We start from the raw sequence: 19124 nt of genomic DNA on the forward strand, positions 1-19124 counted from the left end.
GGGAGCCTACAAAATGCATAATCCAAAAGCGCAGTTGCCATGTAAGGATTTCCCTCGCTCTGACACGCAGCGAGGTTTTACGTTGATTGAAATAATGGTAGTCGTCGTGATCATGGGCATTCTTGCTGCGTTGGTGGTACCCAAATTAATGGGCCGGACCGACGATGCGCGCGTGATGGCTGCGCGCTCCGATATCGCAACATTGATGTCATCGCTGAAACTGTACAAGCTCGACAACCAGCGTTATCCGACCACCGAACAAGGCTTGCAAGCCTTGATTACCAAACCAACTAGTGGCCCTGTTGCAAACGGTTGGAAAACCAACGGCTATATCGATAAGCTGCCCAAAGATCCTTGGGGTAATCCGTATCAATACTTGTCGCCCGGTATCAAAGGCGAAATTGACGTGTTCTCATATGGTGCTGATGGTCATCCCGGTGGGGAGGGTAACGATGCCGATATTGGCTCTTGGGATCTGTAATGCGGGGAGAACGAACCGCAATCTGCGCAAAGGATTCACGTTGCTGGAGTTGCTGGTTGTGGTGGTGATTGCCGGTATCACGTTGGGACTGGTATCGCCAAATGTTTTCCAAAGCGACTATCAGGTGATGGAGCACGATGCACAACGGATTGCGCTGCTTTTACAGTTAACACGGGAGGAGGCTATTTTGCGTAATCAACCCACAGCGTTCGAAGCTGATAGTAATAGCTATCGCTTTCTGATAAAGGAAGAAAGTGGGTGGCAATTGCTCACGCAGGATGATGTGCTGCGCGAACGTGCATTCAAACATACACCCATGCATCTATCAATGAAGCCACCGGCAACTGACGCTGGACCCTCGGTCCGTATTGCATTTGGGCGCGAGCCGGTAGACAAGCCTTTTACGTTGACTTTTGTTAGCGGTGAAATCAGCGTTGTGATTCGCGCTGACGGCATCGGTCATTTTTGGGTGGAATAAATGTCCACTCCACGCGTGCTTAGCTTTAAAGAGGGATTTACCCTTTTGGAAGTCTTGGTGGCATTGGTCATTGTCGCCACGGCGCTTGGCTCGAGTCTGCGTGCCGTCGGTAGCCTGACGCAAAATAGCAATGGCTTGCGGGCTGCCATGATGGCAACCTGGTCGGCGGAAAACAAAATGACACAACTGCGTCTGGGTCATGAATGGCCTTCGATCGGCGATAGTACCTTTAATTGTGCGCAAGGAGCATGGCAACTGCTATGCAAACAGCATGTATCAGGTACGCCGAACCCGTATTTCCGCCGGGTTGAGGTATCGGTATTTGATGCTGCCGATCAGGAGCGCCGCATCGTCAATTTGACGCAGGTGGTACCTAATGGGCAATAGGCGGGTTAATGGGGGCAATCTCGCTATCAAATCGTGCAATCCGCGATCCGTTGCGCGTGGCTTCACACTAGTGGAACTCATCATCGCGATTACCATTTTGGCGCTAGTTGCTGTTCTTGGCTGGCGAGGACTGGATGGTATTGTGCGCGCCCGCGTTGCGCTGACCGCCGAAATGGAACAAACGCGTGCCATGCAATTGACCTTTGCGCAGCTACAAAACGACTGTGCGCTGCTCGCACCCGGTAGTTTGCTATTGGCCCGGCCTACCTTGCTGGTAGCCCAAAATCGCTTCTTACTAGTGCGATTGGTATTTTCTGATCAGCAACCAAGCCATGTTCAAATCGTTGATTACCACTTACGCAATGGTGTACTCACGCGCCAGGAATCGGTCGCAACCCGCGATTTAAACGCGCTTGATGCGATGTGGCAGACCACGCTTAACGACTCAAGTAATGATACAGATAACTTATCACCGAACACGCAGATGGTGGTTTTGCAATCGAATGTCGCGACTATGCAGCTTCGATTATGGGGAAGCGACGGATTAGGATGGCGCCAACCCGACTCATCCGGAGGAGCTAGTCTGGACGTCAGGCCAGGTGCCAACCGATGGACTGGGCTTGAAGTCGCCTTACAGCCGCGCGGACGTGATAGCAACATGATCAAAATTTTCTTGTTAGGCGCGACATGAGAGTATCTGCCCCGCGCCCATTTTCCTCCCGTTTTTCGCAGCGCGGCATAGCGGTGGTAACAGCTTTGTTGTTGACAACCTTGGCAGTCACCATTGTAGCCAACCTGTTCTGGCAACAGCAAGTGCAGATACGCTCCCTTGACAACCAGCGCATGCAGCTTCAGAAAATGTGGGTAATGCGTGGCGCGATGGATTGGGCCAGTTTGGTTTTACGTACGGGCGGGCGGCAATCCCTTGTAGATCATTTAAACCAGCCATGGGCTACACCACTGGCGGATACGCGCCTTGAACAGTATCTCGATGACGGACGATCCGGTGTCGATTCTGCTGGCGATGCTGGAGATACCGTCCTTTCCGGTAACATTATCGACGCTCAATCACGCTACAACCTGAATAACCTCAGCGCCAATGGCGTCGTTAATCCCGATGAGCTGGCAGTTTTCAAACGCCTTCTGGAGAACCTGCATGTTCCTGTCAGTGTGGCCACGGTTGTGGCGCAGGCTATCGCCGCCGGGCAACCAATCCTCATACCCGTGGCAGCATCGGGGCAACAAACGCTCCACTCCAGGGACGCGACTCTTCCGATCATGCAAACTGACGATTTATTGTCTTTACCCAACTTTACGCTGGAAATGCTTCTTCAAATGAAGGAGTTTGTCGTAGTGCTACCGGTTCCGACTCCGGTAAATGTCAATACCGCTCCGGCAGAAGTACTGGCGGCGTGCTTAGGAAAACTAACCTTGGCGGACGCCCAAACGCTGGTTGCTAGCCGACGGAATGCACCGTTTGTAGACGTGCAACAAGTGTTGGAGCGAATGACACAACTGTTTTCCACGCAATCCTCTTTGACTGCCAACGTTGGCGTTTCCAGTAATTTTTTCTTCGTCAGTAGCAAGATTCGCATGGGCCGCGCTGTACTCAAAACGGTATCGCTGATACAGCGCACCAATAATCGTAGCGGCAGCAGCATTTTGTGGATCAGAGAACAATGAAGGGTTATCAGTTTTGAGTACTTTATATATTCGACTACCTCTGAGGACCACGATCAATTCCGCAGCGGCGTTACCCATGCCGGATTGTCGGTTCGCGCTAATATCCGAACAGGGCCGCATCGTTGATCAAGGAACGAACCAACTGTCCGGTCTGGCTGAACATATTGGCGCCGCCACGCGAGTGGTCTTGATAGTAGCGGCTGGCGACGTCAATCTGTTGCGACTGCCGATTCCGCCGTTGTCAGATACCAAATTGAGATTGGCATTGCCGAATCTTGTTGAAGAGCATTTGCTGACTGACCCGCACGATTGCGTGATTGTTGCGAGCCGGAAGAGTAATGGTTCCAACGGTAATCTCCGCCTCATTGCCGTGGTGCAACGGGATTGGCTGGCGTTGATAGTGAAGACCGTGCTATCGCTTGGCGCCAACAAACTCGTGGCGTTGCCAGCGCAGCTTTGCCTGCCGCTGCCCGAGGCCGGAACAGCCGTCGCTGCCGTTACCGATTACGGTGCTGATATGGATGTCACGTTGCGACTCGCTGAGAATGACGGCATGGGCTGGTTAATTAGTCCGCTTCCGGGGCAGTCGGCAGCACAAGCGGTGTTGTATGGACTGACTACCATTGTGCCGCATCAGTTGGTGACACTTTATGTAGATGAATCTAGCCGGTCGGCTTATGAGGAACTCGGCGACGAGCAGGTCACGGTAATCCCTGACGAATGGGAGCGCTGGGTTGGTGGCGCTCAAAAATTGACGAAGAGTGGCGGCCTTGATTTGATGGACGGACTGACGGTTAGAGGGGCACGCACCGATGTTAATTGGCGTCGATGGCGCTGGCCTCTGGGATTGGCAACAGCATTGCTGTTAGTAAATATTTTCAGCTTAAATGTGGAATGGTGGCGCATGCGCCGAGAAGCCAGCAGTATCCGGGCCGATATGGCGCAAAGCTACCTTGTCGCCTATCCAAACGAGAGCGTGATTATTGATCCCATTGCACAAATGAAACAGAAAATTGCCCTTATGGAACGGCGCAGTGGTCAACTTGGGGCTGACGACTTTTTGGTGCTCACGGCCGGTTTCGGCCAGGCTTGGGCCGCACTGCCACGCAGTGCCGGGAAGAATGCGATTATTGCGCTTGAATATCATGACCGCAGTTTGCTAGTGCGTTTAAAAAATGCCGCCGAAGCCAATGCCATTGAAGTACAAATGAGGAGCGCTTTGGAGGCTAATCAGTTAACGCTGATTAAGCCAACTTCCGGCATATGGCAGATCAGGAGTATCAAGTGAATTCTCCGTCCAATCCATTGCGGTCGACTTGGGGAAAAATGCGGAGGTCGGCAACCGATTTCTGGTTACAACGAAATCTTCGTGAACGCCGCTTGCTGAGCGCTTCTGCGATATTCATCGTGCTGGTCATCATGCATTTATTGTTGATTGGGCCAGCACTGTCAGGAAGGGCGCGCTTGCAAAAAGACTTGCCGACACTGCGTCAGCAATCGGTAGAAATGCAATCCTTGACGGCAATAGCTGCAACGCTATCGAGTCGCCAGGCAGCAGAGCGCATTTTGCCATTGAGCAAGGAAACGGTAGAAGCCACGCTTAAGAGCAAAGGTCTACATCCGCAAAATGTGAGCATGAGTGGTGACATTGCGAAGGTGCAATTGTCTCAGGTGGATTTTGTCAGCTTGCTTGACTGGCTTGACAATGCCCAAAAGTCCGCACATTGGGAAATTACGGAGGCCAATATTAACGCGCTTGATGATCCCGGTACGGGAAAAAGTGCGCAGCCCGGGATCGTGAATGCGAGTGTCACGCTCGTGGGGCAAAAGCATGAGTAGCGTCTTGGATATCAGCCAGTATTTCAGCGTAAACAGCAGATTTTATTTTGGTTCCAGGCTGATTAAGTCAGTGAGAACATTATGCGGGCGTTAACCCTTGGAATCAGGTGGGCCGGAGCCGCAACATTGAGTGTGCTAATAACGGTGTTGGTTTTTCTCCCAGCGGCGTGGTTGGGGCCGCTATTAGAAAATAAGACAGGCGGCCGAATCACCTTGGGCGATACACAAGGTTCGTTGTGGCGGGGCTCTGCTTTTATCGGCGTTGCGGCCAACGACAACGGTCCCGTGATGCCGTTGTTGCCAGGTCGATTGGTCTGGCATCTTTCGCCGCTGGTATTGGTGGGATTGGTGGACGCGACATTCGCAAATGTGCAAGTACTGTCGCAACCGGTCACGGTACGCGGCAACTGGACTAGCTTGACCATCAGTGCGGCGAGTGTTGCGGTCCCGGCAGAACGGTTGATGGCATTTGGTGCGCCCTTAAACACACTACAGCCATCAGGGATGATTCGGTTAGCCTGGAATCCCATGACGCTCCTAAGGACGACTAAGGGCCTGGATTTGCACGGAGTGATGACACTAGACATGATCGGGATCGGATCGCGCCTTTCGCCGGTCAAGCCGCACGGCAGTTATCGTATGCATTTTGATTGGATGGGTAGCCAGGCAGGGTTAACGTTGAAGACAATAACCGGATCATTATTACTGAATGGTAGTGGTAATTTACACAACAGTCATGTACAGTTTTCAGGAACAGCAGAAGCGGCGGCGGGGCAAGAGAAACAATTGGCGATGATACTGAGTTTAATCGGCCAACCTCGCCATCTGAACGGGAAAAACGTTACCGATCTAGATTTCAAATCTTGAAAGATAAAATGCATCTCTTCACCCCCTCACCATTGGTATCGCTCAGCTGGCGTGTCGCCATTATGACGTTGCTGACTTGCGTAACTGCGGCCACCGTCCCCTCTGTCTTTGCAGCAACTATTAAAGATAATATAAATGACGGCGTCGGCGGTCAGGCAATAATGAATTTTGTCGGTGCTGACATCGAGTCGGTGATCAAAGCCATCGGACAGTACACCAATAGGACATTCATCATTGATCCGAGGGTTAAGGGAACGATCAATCTGGTGTCGGAAAAACCGCTGAGCAAATCGCAGGCCTTCGCATTGCTGGCATCAACTCTGCGTCTACAAGGTTACGCGGTGGTGCAGGGCGACGGCTTCGTTAAAGTGGTTCCTGAGGCGGACGCCAAGTTGCAACTAGGCGCGATACCTTCGGCGGGTGTCAGAGGCGACCAGATTGCAACGCAGATATTTGCGCTGAACTACGAATCTGCAAGCAATATCCTTCCAATATTACGGCCATTGATTTCGCCAAACAATACGATCAATGCCAACCCCGGCAACAACACACTAGTGGTCACCGACTATGCCCAAAATCTGCAGCGCCTCGGAAAAATGATTGCTGCGCTCGACGTGCCAGCGGTCAGAGATCTGGATGTCATACCGGTGCGCTATGCAGTGGCCAGCGATATCGCTGTTATGGCGAGTAAATTGCTTGATACCGGTGCTGTTACACAAGGAGGAAACGATAGCGCGCGCACCATGATTCTGGCCGATTCCAGAACTAATTCGCTGGTTATTCGCGCGCCTTCTGCGGCGCGCGCCATGTTGGCAAAAGCGCTGATTACCAAGCTTGATCAGCCCACGACGCAGGTTGGCAATGTACATGTGGTTTACCTGAAAAATGCCGATGCCGTAAAGCTGGTGAAAACGTTGCGCTCCATTGTTTCGTTCGACAGCTCGGCAACCACGGCCGGTCCTTCGTCCAGCGGTCCGGCTTCCAACGTTAACGCTGGTGGGGCATTCCAGAATACGAACAGCGGCGCATCCGGTACGTTAATGTCAAGCGCATCGTCGGCTTCGGTCGGCAGTCCCGTCCCATCAGTCGGAGGTGGCGCCGGCTTTATTCAGGCGGATGAAACGACTAATACGCTGATCATTACTGCCAGTGATGCTGTCTATCGTAATATGCGCGGCGTTATCGATCAACTCGATACGCGGCGCGCGCAGGTCTATGTTGAAGCCTTAATCGTTGAGGTGACAGATACGGCGGCAAGCGAGATCGGCGTGCAGTGGCTGGCCCTCAGCGGAGATAAAAATAGTGCTTATCGCGTCGGCGGAGGCACGGGATTTACCGGAACGAATACAGGCATCACTAGCGGCAACCTGTTCAATACTGCGATCGCTCTGCAAGCGAATTCTGGCGCATTGCCTAACTTCGGCGCTGGCTTGCAGCTCGGCGTGTTTCGCCAGATTGCAGGAAAAATTGGCTTAGGTGCGCTTGCCAGTGCCTTGAACGCCACGAGCGGCAGCAACGTGCTATCGATGCCAAACTTGCTGACGCTGGATAATGAAGAGGCGCGGATCGTGGTCGGACAAAACGTTCCTTTTGTGACTGGATCGTACGCCACAACGGGTGGAACCACCACCAATCCCTTTACCACAGTCGATCGAAAGGACGTGGGAACTGCGCTCAAAATTAAGCCGCATATTTCCGAAGGTGGTACTGTGCGGCTGGAAATTTCTCAAGAAGTGTCAGCGGTGGTCCCGAGTACCGCATCCAATCAGAATGGGCCAACTACCACCAAGCGGTCGCTAGAGACGAATGTGCTAATTGATGATGGCGGCATCATCGCATTGGGTGGTCTGATTGGGGACGATAACGAACATACTATCCAGAAGGTACCCTTGCTGGGGGATCTGCCATTTATTGGTAATTTATTTAAATATCAGTCTGGCTCCCGCAACAAAACCAATCTGATGATCTTCCTTCGCCCCACCATTATCCGCAACAAGGAGCAGAGCGCTACGATCGTTGCTGACCGTTACGATTACATGCGTAATGCCCAGATTAGTGTTCAGCCGAACAAAAGTATTCTTACCGATTTCGGTTCCTCCGTGACACCAACACTAGAAGATGGCGGTCCGTTCGTCGATCTCAGGTCGAGACAGCAACGTGCTCCGGACATGCTGATCCCAGAGCAGCAGCAAGGTACAGCAGATAAACTCGGAATAGAAGTAAGGGAATCACCGGAAGTGTTGAAGGAAAAAATGCCATGAGCGATATTGGCAGGACCGATACGCAACTATTGCCGTATGCATTTGCCCGGCATAACGCATTGCTGGCTCAACGCACCGGAGGTGCCGATAACACGGACCATCCGGTGGAGTTGTGGATTTCCGACATAACCCAGCGGGCCGCGATTGCTGAAGTCGGTCGTCGCTTCGGCCAGATGCGGTTGCATGTGATATCGCGTGAAGAGCTTGATGCCGCAATTGCGCGCGCTTATGCAGGTTCTGGCGGCGATGCAGCGCAAGTAGTGGATGAGTTTGAATCCGATCTCGACCTCGCCAAACTGTTACAGGATATGCCTGCAGTCGTGGATCTGCTAGAGTCATCGGACGATGCGCCGGTGATTCGCATGATCAACGCTTTGCTGACACAAGCTTTACGAGAAGGGGCATCGGATATTCATATCGAACCATTCGAGCAGATCTCGGTAGTGCGCTTTCGCGTTGACGGTAGTTTGCGCGATGTCGTACGACCACGGAAGGCAATCCACGCGTCGCTGATTTCTCGGATCAAGATCATGGCGCAAATGGATATTGCGGAGAAACGATTACCGCAAGATGGTCGCATTACTCTGCGGGTTGGTGGCAAGCCTGTAGATGTAAGGGTCTCCACTTTGCCGACCGGTCATGGTGAACGGGCAGTGCTGCGCTTGTTGGAAAAAGAAGCTGGTCGGCTCGATCTGCAACATCTCGGTATGAGCGCTATCGTGCAGACGCAGTTCGACCGATTGATCGCCCAGCCGCATGGCATCGTTCTGGTAACAGGACCAACTGGTTCCGGAAAAACGACCACGCTGTACGCTGCGCTATCGCAACTGAATACTTCCAGTACGAATATTTTGACAGTTGAAGATCCGATCGAATACGAACTGGCGGGGATTGGCCAGACCCAAGTCAATGCGCGTATCGACATGAGTTTCGCTAAAGCGCTGCGAGCAATTTTGCGGCAAGACCCGGATGTCATCATGATTGGTGAAATACGTGATCTGGAAACCGCTCAAATTGCGGTACAGGCTTCGCTGACCGGACACTTGGTACTGGCAACGTTACACACCAATGATGCGGCTGCAGCGGTAACGCGGTTACTGGATATGGGTATAGAACCCTTTTTGTTGTCATCCTCTTTGTTGGGTGTGGTGGCACAGCGTCTGGTTAGAAAATTATGCACTCATTGCCGCCGCCATGATGGACAGTTCTGGCAGGCCGTCGGTTGTGAGCGCTGCGCGCACATCGGGTATCAAGGGCGGGTGGGTGTGTACGAATTAATGCAGGCAACTGATCAGATTCAGTCACTCATTCACAATCGTGCGTCCGAAGCCGAAATACAGCAAGTGGCGCAACGCGACGGCATGCAAACCATGCGCCAGGATGGCGAGCGCTGGCTTGCCGACGGTGTCAGTACGCATGCGGAATTGCTACGCGTCACCAAAGAGTAAGCGAGGACTACCATGCCAGCATTTCGGTACGAAGCAGTGGATAATAATGGTAGTAGTATCAAGGGCGTGGTCAATGCCGACAGCGCAAAAATGGCGCGGACCGGTTTGCGCAGCCAAGGCTTATTGCCGCTTAATGTCGATCCGATTACGCAGCAGGTGGATGCTGCCGGAAATCTTCAACGGCGGGGCTTTGCCGGACACCTTTCCACCGTTGAGATTGCATTGTTCACGCGCCAGCTCGCCAGTTTGTTAGAAGCCAGCCTGCCGCTCGAGCAGGCATTAACTGCACTGATGGAGCAAGCTGAGCGAACCTATCAGCGTGATTTGATCGCTTCTATACGCTCGGACGTTATGGGCGGCGCGTCCTTGTCTGCCGCGTTGGCTGCGCATCCGCGAGATTTCGCTGACATTTATCGCGCTCTGGTCGCTGCCGGTGAACAAATTGGTCAATTATCGCGTGTACTTTCGCGCCTGACAGATTACATCGAAAGGCGCAATGCCCTCGTACAAAAGGTCAAACTGGCATTCACGTATCCGGCTATCGTCACCGTGGTGGCATTCATCATCGTGATCTTCCTGTTGACGTATGTGGTGCCACAAATCGTTGCTGTATTTGCCAATACCAAACAGAAATTACCGTTGCTGACCGTGCTGATGCTGGCGACCTCCAGCTTCGTACGCAACTATGGCTGGGCGGTGTTGTTGACGGTGTGTCTCTTGATGTATGGCTGGCGCATGGCTTTGAAGAATCCTGTGACCAAAATGCGCTGGGATACCTGGCTGTTACGCGCACCGCTTTACGGAAAGTTCGAACGTAGCCTCAATACGGCGCGTTTTGCCAGCACGCTAGCCATTACCACCGGTTCCGGTGTACCGATACTGAAGGCATTGCAAACCAGTCGGGATACGCTCTCCAATGTCGCGATGCAGCAACAGGTGGATACGGCCGCTGCCAGCGTTCGTGAGGGTATTAGTCTGGCGCAGGCTTTGTCAGCACACAAACATTTTCCTCCTTTGTTGATTCATATGATCAGGGCCGGCGAGGTCACAGGCGAGCTACCAGCAATGTTGGAGCGGGCTGCCAATGCGCAGGAACAAGATCTTGAACGACGCGCAATGACCATGGCCGGCTTGCTGGAGCCAGCCCTGATTCTGGCGATGGGGGTGGTGGTATTGCTGATTGTGCTGGCGGTACTGATGCCGATCATCGAAATCAATCAACTGGTGCGCTAAAACACATATAACTCGCTCACATCAGGTTTGGCGTCTGGAATTGGTATTAGTAAAAGAAAAATAGCCGAGGGAAGGATCGCGTTGCTTCTCTATACTGCGCGGCTATTTCTGACATAGTGTTTAATAAAATAGATCAGCGCAAGGCGGTCATATGAGTGAAAAATTAAGTAAAAGGTTAAGCAAGCATTCCAAACGTATGCCGGAACGTCTTAGCCTGCTGCTATTCATGCTGCTTTGCGCTTGCACTGCTTACTGGGTAATAACACTGGTCAAGCCTCCAACACGCGTGGTCGTAGCACCGCCGCAGCCGGAGAGACCACCGATCAATGTGATGATGGCGGCAGGTTTATTTGGAGGGCGCGAGACGGTGACGGTCGCCAGCAATTACCAGTTACTGGGTGTAGTCGCTGCGAAAAAATCTGAGGAAAGCGTTGCCATTCTGAGTGTCGATGGCAAGCCTGCCAAAGCGGTGAGGCAGGGTAGGGAACTGTTACCCGGGACCAGTATTCAAGAGGTGCATCCTAACTATGTTCTGCTGTCCGAAGCAGGTATTTTGAAGCGTGTAATGCTGCCTGAAGAAGTGCAGCCCAAATCGGGGCCACTCGGACCGCCTTCGTTATTGACACCTCCTCAGACGGCACAATAAACGTTTGCGCAGGATGAAAATATCGGCATTTGAGCACCGATCGTTACTGCACAAAAGTCGTCGCGGCAAAACTAGATATTATTCAATGCAATTAATGCCTCCGCATCAAGTTGCAGCGCACCCGCCAACACATTCTCACGCAGATGGGCGATTGACTTGGTACCGGGAATCACGAGTATGTTCGGCGCCCGCTGTAGCAGCCATGCCAGCGCTACTTGCATCGGGTTGACCTGCATGGAGGCGGCCACGCGCGTTAAGGTGTCCGACTGCAGCGGTGTGAAACCACCGAGCGGAAAAAACGGCACGAAAGCAATCTTCTGCGCAGCCAGCGTATCGATCAGTGCGTCGTCGTCACGGTGCGCCAGATTGTATTGATTTTGCACGCAGACGATATCGGTAAATTGCTGCGCCTCTGCCACTTGCTCTGCGGTCACATTGCTAAGCCCGATGTAACGGATCAGCCCTTCTTGCTTCAACCGTACCAACGTTTCCATCGAAGCCGCTAGTGACGAATTATCGGGGCCAGTAATGCCGGGCGCGCGCAAATTGACAACATCGAGCACATCGAGTTGCAGGTTGCGCAGATTATCATGCACGGCGGCACGTAACTCCTGTGCGCTATGGGATGGTATCCATGATTCGTCTTCGCCGCGCCGGAAGCCGATCTTAGTGACGATGGTTAGCCCGTCAAAGTAAGGATGCAACGCTTCGCGAATAATTTGATTGGTAACGTGTGGCCCATAAAAGTCCGATGTGTCGATGTGGTTGATGCCCAGTTCCATTGCGTCGCGCAGAACAGCCACCGCACCAGCACGGTCCTTCGGCGGACCCCATACGTGGGGACCGGCCAGTTGCATGGCGCCATAGCCGACGCGATTAAACGAAAGGGCGCAATTGGCCGGGGTGAATTGGTCGTCGGAAAGTTGATAAATGGTCATGAAAAATCCTTGGGTTGTGTTGTGATTAGTCAGGCCTTCACCGCCAGCCTGTCTGGTTATCTAATTCTCTAATTGTCTGTCAAGCACCGTTGCGCAACTGGTCACGTCATTGTAGCCACGTCCACGTTGTGTGATAATCCGTTCAGCACCGAACGGGCTGTTCGGCATACCGCACAATCAGGTAGACAAATAATGAGTTCAGAATCTTATTCGATGGCAGATCTAGCGACCTTCGCGCTGGTGGCTCAGCACAAGGGGTTTCGTCAGGCTGCGCGCGCCAGCGAGCAATCAGCATCGACGCTCAGCGAGGCTATTCGCCGGTTAGAAAATCAGCTTGGCATACGTTTACTGCTCAGGACCACTCGCAGCGTCACGCCGACAGAGGCCGGAGCGTTGCTATTGCGGCATTTGATGCCAGCATTGGACAACGTTCACAGCGCGTTAGACGTGCTGAACGATCTGCGCGATAGTCCGCGCGGCACACTGCGTTTAAATGTGCCGGTAGTCGCGGCCCGGTTTTTTCTTTTGCCGATTATTAACGCCTTTATGAGCGCCTATCCGGACATCACGGTGGAGGTGGTGGTGGACAACAATTTTGTCGATGTCATTGCCAGCGGTTGTGACGCTGGCATACGCTACGGGGAAGAGTTGGAGCAGGATATGATCGCAGTGCCGATCGGCCCGCGTAAGCAACGCTTTGCGGTCGCTGCCGCACCATCCTATCTGGCGTTGCGCGGTATGCCGATACACCCGCGTGATTTGATGGAACACGCTTGCTTGCGTGGTAAATTTCTCAGCGGCGCGATGCACCCTTGGGAATTCGAGCGCGACGGCAAGAAGTTGTGTGTAGAGCCAACTGGCCCACTGATCATCACGCCGACCATCGCCGACATCGCGGTCAGCGCTGCTGTAGCCGGACATGGCATCATCTATCTGTTCGAGGAATGGCTCGCGCCTTATCTGGAATCCGGTCAATTGGTGCCGATATTGGAGGAGTGGTGGCCACGCTTTCCTGGCCCGTTTTTATACTTTTCCGGACGGCGTCACCTACCGGCTCCGTTGCGGGCATTTGTCGATTTCATCCAAACACCGGTCTAACGGGAAGAAGCTGCCGACCGTTAAACTTCCTCAACTTAACTTCAATCTTATTGATAACTTAAGCATCGAATGATGTGGGTGAGGTCGATGACGTTCTTTCATTTTAAAGATGACTTTCAGGCTTGAGAGACGCTTGATATGGTGAACCGTAAAAGCTCGGCGTTTATGTAGTAGAAGGAAATGCTTTCCAAATTAAGCCTTCCTTTTAGCATACACATAGCGGCACATTGCCTCTTGGCTAATCTGCATCTCTCCACTTATATTTCTATTTTGGCTTCGGGTTACCCCATGGACGTCAGCTAAGCGAAGCTTGCCAGCAGCATTAGCGAGGTCAACCCGCGATTGCCTTCGCAAACTCCAGGAAATGCCGGGCCAGTGGCGTTACGGCGTTGGTCCGGTACGCGATGCCTAGTCCGGTGGTGCCATCGCGTTGGTCGGAAAGCGGGCGCAGGGCTACCGAACGCCCCGCCATCATCTCCCAGAGCTTGGGTACAAGTGCAACGCCCAGCCCGCTCTCAACCAGCGCAATAATGGTCTGCGCCTGTGATCCCTGCTGAACGATGCGCGGGATGAACCCGGCCTGATGACAGGCCGCGAGCACACCCAGATGCGAGGTTGGCGTCATGCGCTGCGATGGAATGATGAAGGGTTCGTCGCGTAACTCTATCAGCCGTAATGACTTGCGTCCTGCGAGCCGGTGATTCTCCGGCAACGCTGCGATATAGCGGTCACTCAGCACGGGTTCCATTGTGATCGATGCCAGCCTAGGTGTTGGAAAGCGCACTATGCCGATATCGGAGTCACCGACCTCGATTGCCTTGAGTATGGCTTGCGTATCTGCTTCGTACAAATCTAGCTCCGCTTTGGGGAATGCCTCATGAAAGCGCGCAATCGTACGCGGGACAAATGCCATCATTGATGAAGCGACAAAATGCACGCGCACCTTGCCAATGGCATTCGTGTTGGCGAGCGCGATACTTTCGCGGACCTGATCTGCATGAAATACCGCATTGCGTGCATGTTCCAGCGCAGCCTGACCAGCGGCCGTTAGCACCACACCGCGTTTGGTGCGGTCAAACAGCGCCGCACCAAGCGAGGTCTCGAGACGGCGTATGGCCATCGATAGAGGAGGTTGGGCAATATGCAAACGCGCAGCCGCCTTGTGAAAGTTAAGCGTTTCCGCGACGGCGAGAAATTGACGAAGTTGACGAAGTTCCATGGCGATACTCTTTTGATATCAGAAACGATAAAACTAATATTAGACCGGTTTCGGGTCGACGTATACGATTGACTGAGTGATAAAAAACAAAGGGAACTGGAATGGCCGAGGCAAAACAAATGGGCGATGCAGCGCCACTGGCTGGCGTCCGTATACTTGATCTGACGACTATTATGCTAGGGCCGTTCGCTAGCCAGCAACTGGGCGACTACGGCGCCGACGTGATCAAGATCGAGGCACCCGGTGGTGATGCGACGCGCCAAATCGGGCCGTCCCCCGAGGTGGACATGGCGGCTGCCTTTCTAGGTGTCAATCGCGGCAAGCGGAGTATTATTCTCGATCTTAAGCAATCGACCGCACGCGATGCGCTGTTCGCGCTGATCGACAATGCCGATGTTCTGCTACACAGCATGCGCCCGCAAAAAATGGCGGCACTCGGCTTTAGTCCCGAGGCGCTGCTTGAGCGCAATCCCCGACTCATCGTTGTTGCCGCACATGGCTTTGGTGAAGACGGCCCGTACGCGGGACGTCCCGCATACGATGACATCATCCAGGGCTTGTGCGGTCTCGCGGGGCTATCGGCGGACCAGGGTGGAGAGCCGTCCTATGTGCCGAGCGTGATTGCCGACAAAATCTGCGGCATGTTCGCTACTCAGGCAGTCTTGATGGGGCTCGTCCGGCGTGCGCGCGAAGGCAGCGGCGTCTATGTAGAAGTGCCTATGCTCGAATCGATGGTGCACTTCACACTCATCGAGCATTTCTACGGTGCACACTTCGTACCACCCGAAGGCGAAGCTGGTTATCCGCGTCTGCTGACACGCTGGCGTCGTCCATATCGGACGACCGATGGCTATGTCTGTATCGTTCCCTACACTGATCGTCATTGGCGCCTTTTTTTCAGTGAGGCGGGTGTTCCTGAATACGCTGACGATCCGCGTTTCATGGGAATCGGCGCACGCACGCGACATATCGATGAACTTTACCGGCTGGTCGGAGAGCGTGTAGCGATGTGTTCGAGCGCGGTGTGGCTTGCCGCTTGCGATCGACTCGATATTCCAGCTGCACCGCTAAATCGGCTGGCTGATCTTGAGCGCGACCCGCATCTGATGGCGGTCGGGATGTTCCCAACAGTGGATGACGCGGCACTAGGCAAGGTAAAACTGGTCGCGCCACCGATGCGGTTCAATGGCAAGCGGCCGCCTGTCGCGATGCCGCCCCGATTAGGAGAGCATACCAACGAGATTTTGGCTCAGGCGGGGATTGGTACTTCCGCCCGCGAGGCGATGCTAGCCAGCGGCGGCGCCATTCAGTTTTATCCAAACACAGCCGATGGCGAGGGTGTCGTCAAAACCAACAGTCCGGCGACGGGTTATACGATTTCTGGAGTGACATCATGAATTTTTCTTTAAACGATGAGCAACGCGCTATCCAGGATGGAGTGCGTCAGGTATGTAGTGATTTTCCAGCCGAATATTGGCTAGAGCGCGACCGCAACGGTGGCTTTCCGCTCGACTTCCATGAAGCGATTGCGCAGGCGGGCTATCTCGGCGTCTGCATGCCCGAAGCCTATGGCGGAGCCGGACTCGGGATTACCGAGGCGGCCCTGATGGTGGAAGCACTATCCGGTTCGGGTGCTGGCATGAGTGGCGTGTCTGCCATTCACATGAACATCTTCGGCCTGAACCCGGTTGTGGTGTTTGGCACGGAAGCGCAAAAGCAGAGAATTCTACCGCCGTTGATCATGGGCAAGGAGAAGGCTTGTTTCGCGGTAACAGAACCCAACACGGGCCTCGATACAACCCGCCTCAAGACCTTCGCCCGCCGCGATGGAGATCGTTATCTTGTTACCGGCCGCAAGGTATGGATTTCGACTGCTCAAGTCACCGAAAAAATGCTATTGCTGGCTCGCACCACACCAATTGAGGAGTGCAAAAAGCCAGTTGACGGCCTGAGCTTGTTCTACACTGATCTTGACCGGCGCTATGTAGACGTGCGCGAAATCGAAAAGATGGGACGCAAATGCGTCGACTCGAACGAATTGTTTATCGATGATCTGCCGGTACCTGCGGACGACCTGATCGGGGTCGAAGGCCAGGGCTTCCGTAACATCCTTCATGGTATGAATCCAGAACGCACACTGGTCGGCGCCGCTGCCGTCGGTCTGGGCCGTGCCGCATTAACACGTGCCGCTGGCTACGCCAACGAGCGGGTGGTATTCGGTCGACCGATCGGGAAGAACCAAGGTATCCAGCATCCGCTCGCACAGTGTTGGATGGACCTCGAGGCTGCGTGGTTAATGGTGCTTCATTCGGCCTGGAAATACGATCAGGGTCTTCCGTGTGGCGCGGAAGCGAACGCGGCGAAGTACTTGGCGGGGGAAGCCTGCTTTCGCGCTTGTGAAGCGGCTGTTTTGACCCATGGCGGTTTCGGTTATGCGAAGGAATACCACGTCGAGCGCTACTTTCGGGAAGCGATGCTGCTGCGCATTGCGCCGGTCAGCATGCAGATGATCTTCTCGTTTATTGCTGAGAAGGTGCTCGGACTGCCGAGATCCTACTAAGACACTATGCGTAACGTGTAATTGCCTGCAGTCAAACTTTTGAGGGAAGATACGATGAGCGATAACAATACCGAAGGAACCGATCTTGGTCGGATCGGCATCGGCATGATGTGGGAAGAGTTTGTGCCGGGTACGCGCTGGCACACGGCCGGACGCACGATCACCGAAACCGACCTCGTATCTTTTATTAACCTCACCTGGTTTACCGAAGAGCTTTTCACCAATCGTCACGATCAAAGTGTCAATGTGATTGGCGGGCGTCCGGTACCCGCGGGCCTGGTATTCACGATGGCCGAAGGGCTGGTCTCGCCATCGCTTGATCGTACCGGCCTCGCATTTCTACACACCGACCTTGATGTAAAGCACGCGATCCAGATCGGCGACACGATCTATGTACATTGCAAGGTCATCGAGCGGCGCGAGTCGAAGAAGCTGGATCGGGGCTTGGTGCGCACGGAGAACACCGTCGTTTCGGGGGATGGTACTCCGCTCATGGTGTACCGTCCGCTGCGACTGGTGCGACGTAGGCATGTATCGAGTGCGCCGGCCCATGCGTGACTGGACATGGAATGGACCTGGCGTAATTAACTGAAGGGCCATGCGGGGCTTACCGCATGTTTTGATAAATAAGACGGAGACAATCACTATGTTGAATGCGCACACAGATGCGTTACCGAGGTTCGAAGTAGCATCTGACACTGAACAGCCCACAGCGAGATTACTGTTCGCCGGTTGCGTCGGCAATGCTCTGGAGTGGTTCGACTGGCTGGTCTACACCGGCTTCGCGATCTTCTTCACCAAGCAGTTCTTTCCGACCAACAACGAGACGACATCCCTATTGTCGACGTTCGCAGTTTTTGCGGTTGGCTTCAGCATGCGCCCGATAGGCGGCTGGTTGACGGGCGCATTTGCCGATCGTTACGGACGTCGTACCGCCCTTGCATGGACCATCGGCTTGATGGGAGGCTCGTCGCTGCTGATTGCGATATTACCGACCTTTCATCAAATCGGAATCGCAGCACCGATTGCGCTGACCATCTTGAGGATGCTGCAAGGTCTGTCTGCGGGAGGTGAATATGGTGCGTCGGCGGCTTATATGGCGGAATCGGCACCGCCTGCGAAACGCGGATTTTATGCCAGCTTCATGTACGTCGGTGTCGCCTCGGGACTTTTGCTAGCCTCTATATTAACTTGGGCGATGACGTATTTCGTTGGTACTCCGACGCTTGAAGCTTGGGCTTGGCGCATACCTTTCTTCATCGGTGGATGTGCCTCGATCTTCGGCGGTTGGCTGCGCTACGGCATACGTGAAACTGACACATTTATCGCTTTGCGCGCGCGCGGAATCAAGCGTCGTTCTCTATTGTGGATTTGGCGAAATCATCGTCGAGAGGTGCTGCGCGTGATCGGCATCGCGGCGCTTGGGGCGCCCAGCTTTTATCTGTTCGTCAGCTACATACCTGTTTACGCGATCCGCCATGCGGGTGCGGTTCCGAGCGTCGCATTCGGTGCTGCAACTGCTGGCATCGCGGTGTTCCTCATCTCACAGCCGTTCTTCGGCATGCTGTCCGACCGCATTGGTCGTCGGCCACCGCTCATCGCCTTCGCACTGTTAAATGTGTTGTTCCTGTACCCAGTCGTTATGTCGACTGGCGCAAGCTTTACGTCAGTTTTTCTGGTGGAGTGCTTCGGTCTCTTGAGCTACGGACTATATTCAGCGATCGCTCCGACGGTCATGGCCGAGGTCTTCAGCGCTGAGATCCGGGTCACTAGCATCGGCACGGTCTATAACCTGGTGGTTGCGTTGATCGGCGGTACGACGCCCTATCTGATGACGTATTTCGCATCACGTCATCAGGAAGGTTGGTTCATCACTTATGTGATCTTTTGGGCATTTATCAGCCTGATCACTTACATCATCATGCCGGAGACGCGCGGCATCAGCCTTGATCCGGGCAAGTGACTCGCGAGATGACCCGATGACGC

At 53.8% G+C, this 19124-nt stretch carries 19 protein-coding genes; 17 read left to right on the forward strand and 2 right to left on the reverse strand.

The features are described from left to right. Positions 1-13 precede the first annotated feature (13 nt). From gspG to RGU75_RS19065, 12 genes are all read left to right on the forward strand, one after another. On the forward strand, positions 14-481 hold the full coding sequence (gene gspG / locus RGU75_RS19010) for a type II secretion system major pseudopilin GspG (protein ID WP_322238627.1): 468 nt from the start codon (positions 14-16) through the stop codon (positions 479-481). Continuing rightward, entirely contained in the window at positions 453-959 is a 507-nt protein-coding gene (locus tag RGU75_RS19015) for a GspH/FimT family protein (protein WP_322238628.1), read from the forward strand. The genes gspG and RGU75_RS19015 overlap by 29 nt, the downstream gene beginning before the upstream one ends. Continuing rightward, entirely contained in the window at positions 960-1346 is a 387-nt protein-coding gene (gene gspI, locus RGU75_RS19020; protein WP_322238629.1) for a type II secretion system minor pseudopilin GspI, read from the forward strand. It abuts the gene before it with no gap. Beyond that, positions 1336-2037 (forward strand): PulJ/GspJ family protein, encoded by a 702-nt coding sequence (locus tag RGU75_RS19025; protein WP_322238630.1) that lies wholly within the window; start codon positions 1336-1338, stop codon positions 2035-2037. Before gspI ends, RGU75_RS19025 begins: the two co-directional genes overlap by 11 nt. Continuing rightward, positions 2034-3029: a type II secretion system minor pseudopilin GspK gene (gene gspK / locus RGU75_RS19030; protein WP_322238631.1), complete on the forward strand. Its 996-nt coding sequence runs from the start codon at positions 2034-2036 to the stop codon at positions 3027-3029. The genes RGU75_RS19025 and gspK overlap by 4 nt, the downstream gene beginning before the upstream one ends. A gap of 13 nt (positions 3030-3042) precedes the next feature. Then, positions 3043-4317, forward strand: a complete 1275-nt coding sequence (gene gspL, locus RGU75_RS19035) for a type II secretion system protein GspL (RefSeq protein ID WP_322238632.1) — start codon at positions 3043-3045, stop codon at positions 4315-4317. Further along, a complete protein-coding gene (gene gspM / locus RGU75_RS19040) occupies positions 4314-4868 on the forward strand; it encodes a type II secretion system protein GspM (RefSeq protein ID WP_322238633.1) in 555 nt (184 codons plus the stop codon). The genes gspL and gspM overlap by 4 nt, the downstream gene beginning before the upstream one ends. 132 nt (positions 4869-5000) lie before the next feature. Beyond that, the gene (gene gspN / locus RGU75_RS19045; RefSeq protein WP_322240665.1) at positions 5001-5735 is read left to right on the forward strand and encodes a type II secretion system protein N; all 735 of its coding nucleotides are present in this window, start codon (positions 5001-5003) and stop codon (positions 5733-5735) included. A gap of 8 nt (positions 5736-5743) precedes the next feature. After that, positions 5744-7996 (forward strand): type II secretion system secretin GspD, encoded by a 2253-nt coding sequence (gspD, locus tag RGU75_RS19050; RefSeq protein ID WP_322238634.1) that lies wholly within the window; start codon positions 5744-5746, stop codon positions 7994-7996. Beyond that, a complete protein-coding gene (gene gspE, locus RGU75_RS19055; RefSeq protein WP_322238635.1) occupies positions 7993-9444 on the forward strand; it encodes a type II secretion system ATPase GspE in 1452 nt (483 codons plus the stop codon). Before gspD ends, gspE begins: the two co-directional genes overlap by 4 nt. A gap of 12 nt (positions 9445-9456) precedes the next feature. After that, on the forward strand, positions 9457-10677 hold the full coding sequence (gene gspF, locus RGU75_RS19060; RefSeq protein ID WP_322238636.1) for a type II secretion system inner membrane protein GspF: 1221 nt from the start codon (positions 9457-9459) through the stop codon (positions 10675-10677). A 151-nt stretch (positions 10678-10828) separates the two neighbouring features. Next, on the forward strand, positions 10829-11323 hold the full coding sequence (locus RGU75_RS19065; protein WP_322238637.1) for a type II secretion system protein N: 495 nt from the start codon (positions 10829-10831) through the stop codon (positions 11321-11323). Positions 11324-11394: 71 nt separating this feature from the next. Here the strand turns inward: RGU75_RS19065 and RGU75_RS19070 are convergent, their stop codons facing one another. Continuing rightward, positions 11395-12261, reverse strand: a complete 867-nt coding sequence (locus tag RGU75_RS19070) for an oxidoreductase (RefSeq protein ID WP_322238638.1) — start codon at positions 12259-12261, stop codon at positions 11395-11397. 192 nt (positions 12262-12453) lie between these two features. Between RGU75_RS19070 and RGU75_RS19075 the strand changes: the two genes are divergently transcribed. Beyond that, positions 12454-13359, forward strand: coding sequence for a LysR family transcriptional regulator (locus RGU75_RS19075; protein WP_322238639.1), 906 nt, complete (start codon positions 12454-12456; stop codon positions 13357-13359). Between the two features lie 331 nt (positions 13360-13690). On the opposite strand, the gene RGU75_RS19080 is transcribed toward RGU75_RS19075, so the two are convergent. After that, a complete protein-coding gene (locus tag RGU75_RS19080) occupies positions 13691-14578 on the reverse strand; it encodes a LysR family transcriptional regulator (RefSeq protein WP_322238640.1) in 888 nt (295 codons plus the stop codon). 101 nt (positions 14579-14679) lie between these two features. Between RGU75_RS19080 and RGU75_RS19085 the strand changes: the two genes are divergently transcribed. The 4 genes from RGU75_RS19085 to RGU75_RS19100 all read left to right on the forward strand — a co-directional run bounded on the left by RGU75_RS19085 (position 14680) and on the right by RGU75_RS19100 (position 19101). Further along, positions 14680-15975: a CoA transferase gene (locus tag RGU75_RS19085; protein WP_322238641.1), complete on the forward strand. Its 1296-nt coding sequence runs from the start codon at positions 14680-14682 to the stop codon at positions 15973-15975. Further along, entirely contained in the window at positions 15972-17138 is a 1167-nt protein-coding gene (locus RGU75_RS19090) for an acyl-CoA dehydrogenase family protein (protein ID WP_322238642.1), read from the forward strand. The genes RGU75_RS19085 and RGU75_RS19090 overlap by 4 nt, the downstream gene beginning before the upstream one ends. A gap of 54 nt (positions 17139-17192) precedes the next feature. Further along, a complete protein-coding gene (locus tag RGU75_RS19095; protein ID WP_322238643.1) occupies positions 17193-17696 on the forward strand; it encodes an acyl dehydratase in 504 nt (167 codons plus the stop codon). Between the two features lie 88 nt (positions 17697-17784). Continuing rightward, positions 17785-19101, forward strand: a complete 1317-nt coding sequence (locus RGU75_RS19100) for an MFS transporter (RefSeq protein ID WP_322238644.1) — start codon at positions 17785-17787, stop codon at positions 19099-19101. Positions 19102-19124: the final 23 nt, after the last annotated feature.

Source organism: Glaciimonas sp. CA11.2 (assembly GCF_034314045.1).
Taxonomy (GTDB): Bacteria; Pseudomonadota; Gammaproteobacteria; order Burkholderiales; family Burkholderiaceae_D; genus Glaciimonas.

Bases quoted from the DNA above. Each gene is read 5' to 3' on its own strand.
- RGU75_RS19085 (WP_322238641.1), top strand. From the start codon at position 14,680: ATGGCCGAGGCAAAACAAATGGGCGATGCAGCGCCACTGGCTGGCGTC.
- RGU75_RS19080 (WP_322238640.1), bottom strand. From the start codon at position 14,578: ATGGAACTTCGTCAACTTCGTCAATTTCTCGCCGTCGCGGAAACGCTT.
- RGU75_RS19100 (WP_322238644.1), top strand. From the start codon at position 17,785: ATGTTGAATGCGCACACAGATGCGTTACCGAGGTTCGAAGTAGCATCT.
- RGU75_RS19015 (WP_322238628.1), top strand. From the start codon at position 453: ATGCCGATATTGGCTCTTGGGATCTGTAATGCGGGGAGAACGAACCGC.
- gspI (WP_322238629.1), top strand. From the start codon at position 960: ATGTCCACTCCACGCGTGCTTAGCTTTAAAGAGGGATTTACCCTTTTG.
- gspK (WP_322238631.1), top strand. From the start codon at position 2,034: ATGAGAGTATCTGCCCCGCGCCCATTTTCCTCCCGTTTTTCGCAGCGC.
- gspF (WP_322238636.1), top strand. From the start codon at position 9,457: ATGCCAGCATTTCGGTACGAAGCAGTGGATAATAATGGTAGTAGTATC.
- RGU75_RS19070 (WP_322238638.1), bottom strand. From the start codon at position 12,261: ATGACCATTTATCAACTTTCCGACGACCAATTCACCCCGGCCAATTGC.
- gspG (WP_322238627.1), top strand. From the start codon at position 14: ATGCATAATCCAAAAGCGCAGTTGCCATGTAAGGATTTCCCTCGCTCT.
- RGU75_RS19090 (WP_322238642.1), top strand. From the start codon at position 15,972: ATGAATTTTTCTTTAAACGATGAGCAACGCGCTATCCAGGATGGAGTG.
- RGU75_RS19025 (WP_322238630.1), top strand. From the start codon at position 1,336: ATGGGCAATAGGCGGGTTAATGGGGGCAATCTCGCTATCAAATCGTGC.
- gspD (WP_322238634.1), top strand. From the start codon at position 5,744: ATGCATCTCTTCACCCCCTCACCATTGGTATCGCTCAGCTGGCGTGTC.
- RGU75_RS19075 (WP_322238639.1), top strand. From the start codon at position 12,454: ATGAGTTCAGAATCTTATTCGATGGCAGATCTAGCGACCTTCGCGCTG.
- RGU75_RS19095 (WP_322238643.1), top strand. From the start codon at position 17,193: ATGAGCGATAACAATACCGAAGGAACCGATCTTGGTCGGATCGGCATC.
- gspE (WP_322238635.1), top strand. From the start codon at position 7,993: ATGAGCGATATTGGCAGGACCGATACGCAACTATTGCCGTATGCATTT.
- RGU75_RS19065 (WP_322238637.1), top strand. From the start codon at position 10,829: ATGAGTGAAAAATTAAGTAAAAGGTTAAGCAAGCATTCCAAACGTATG.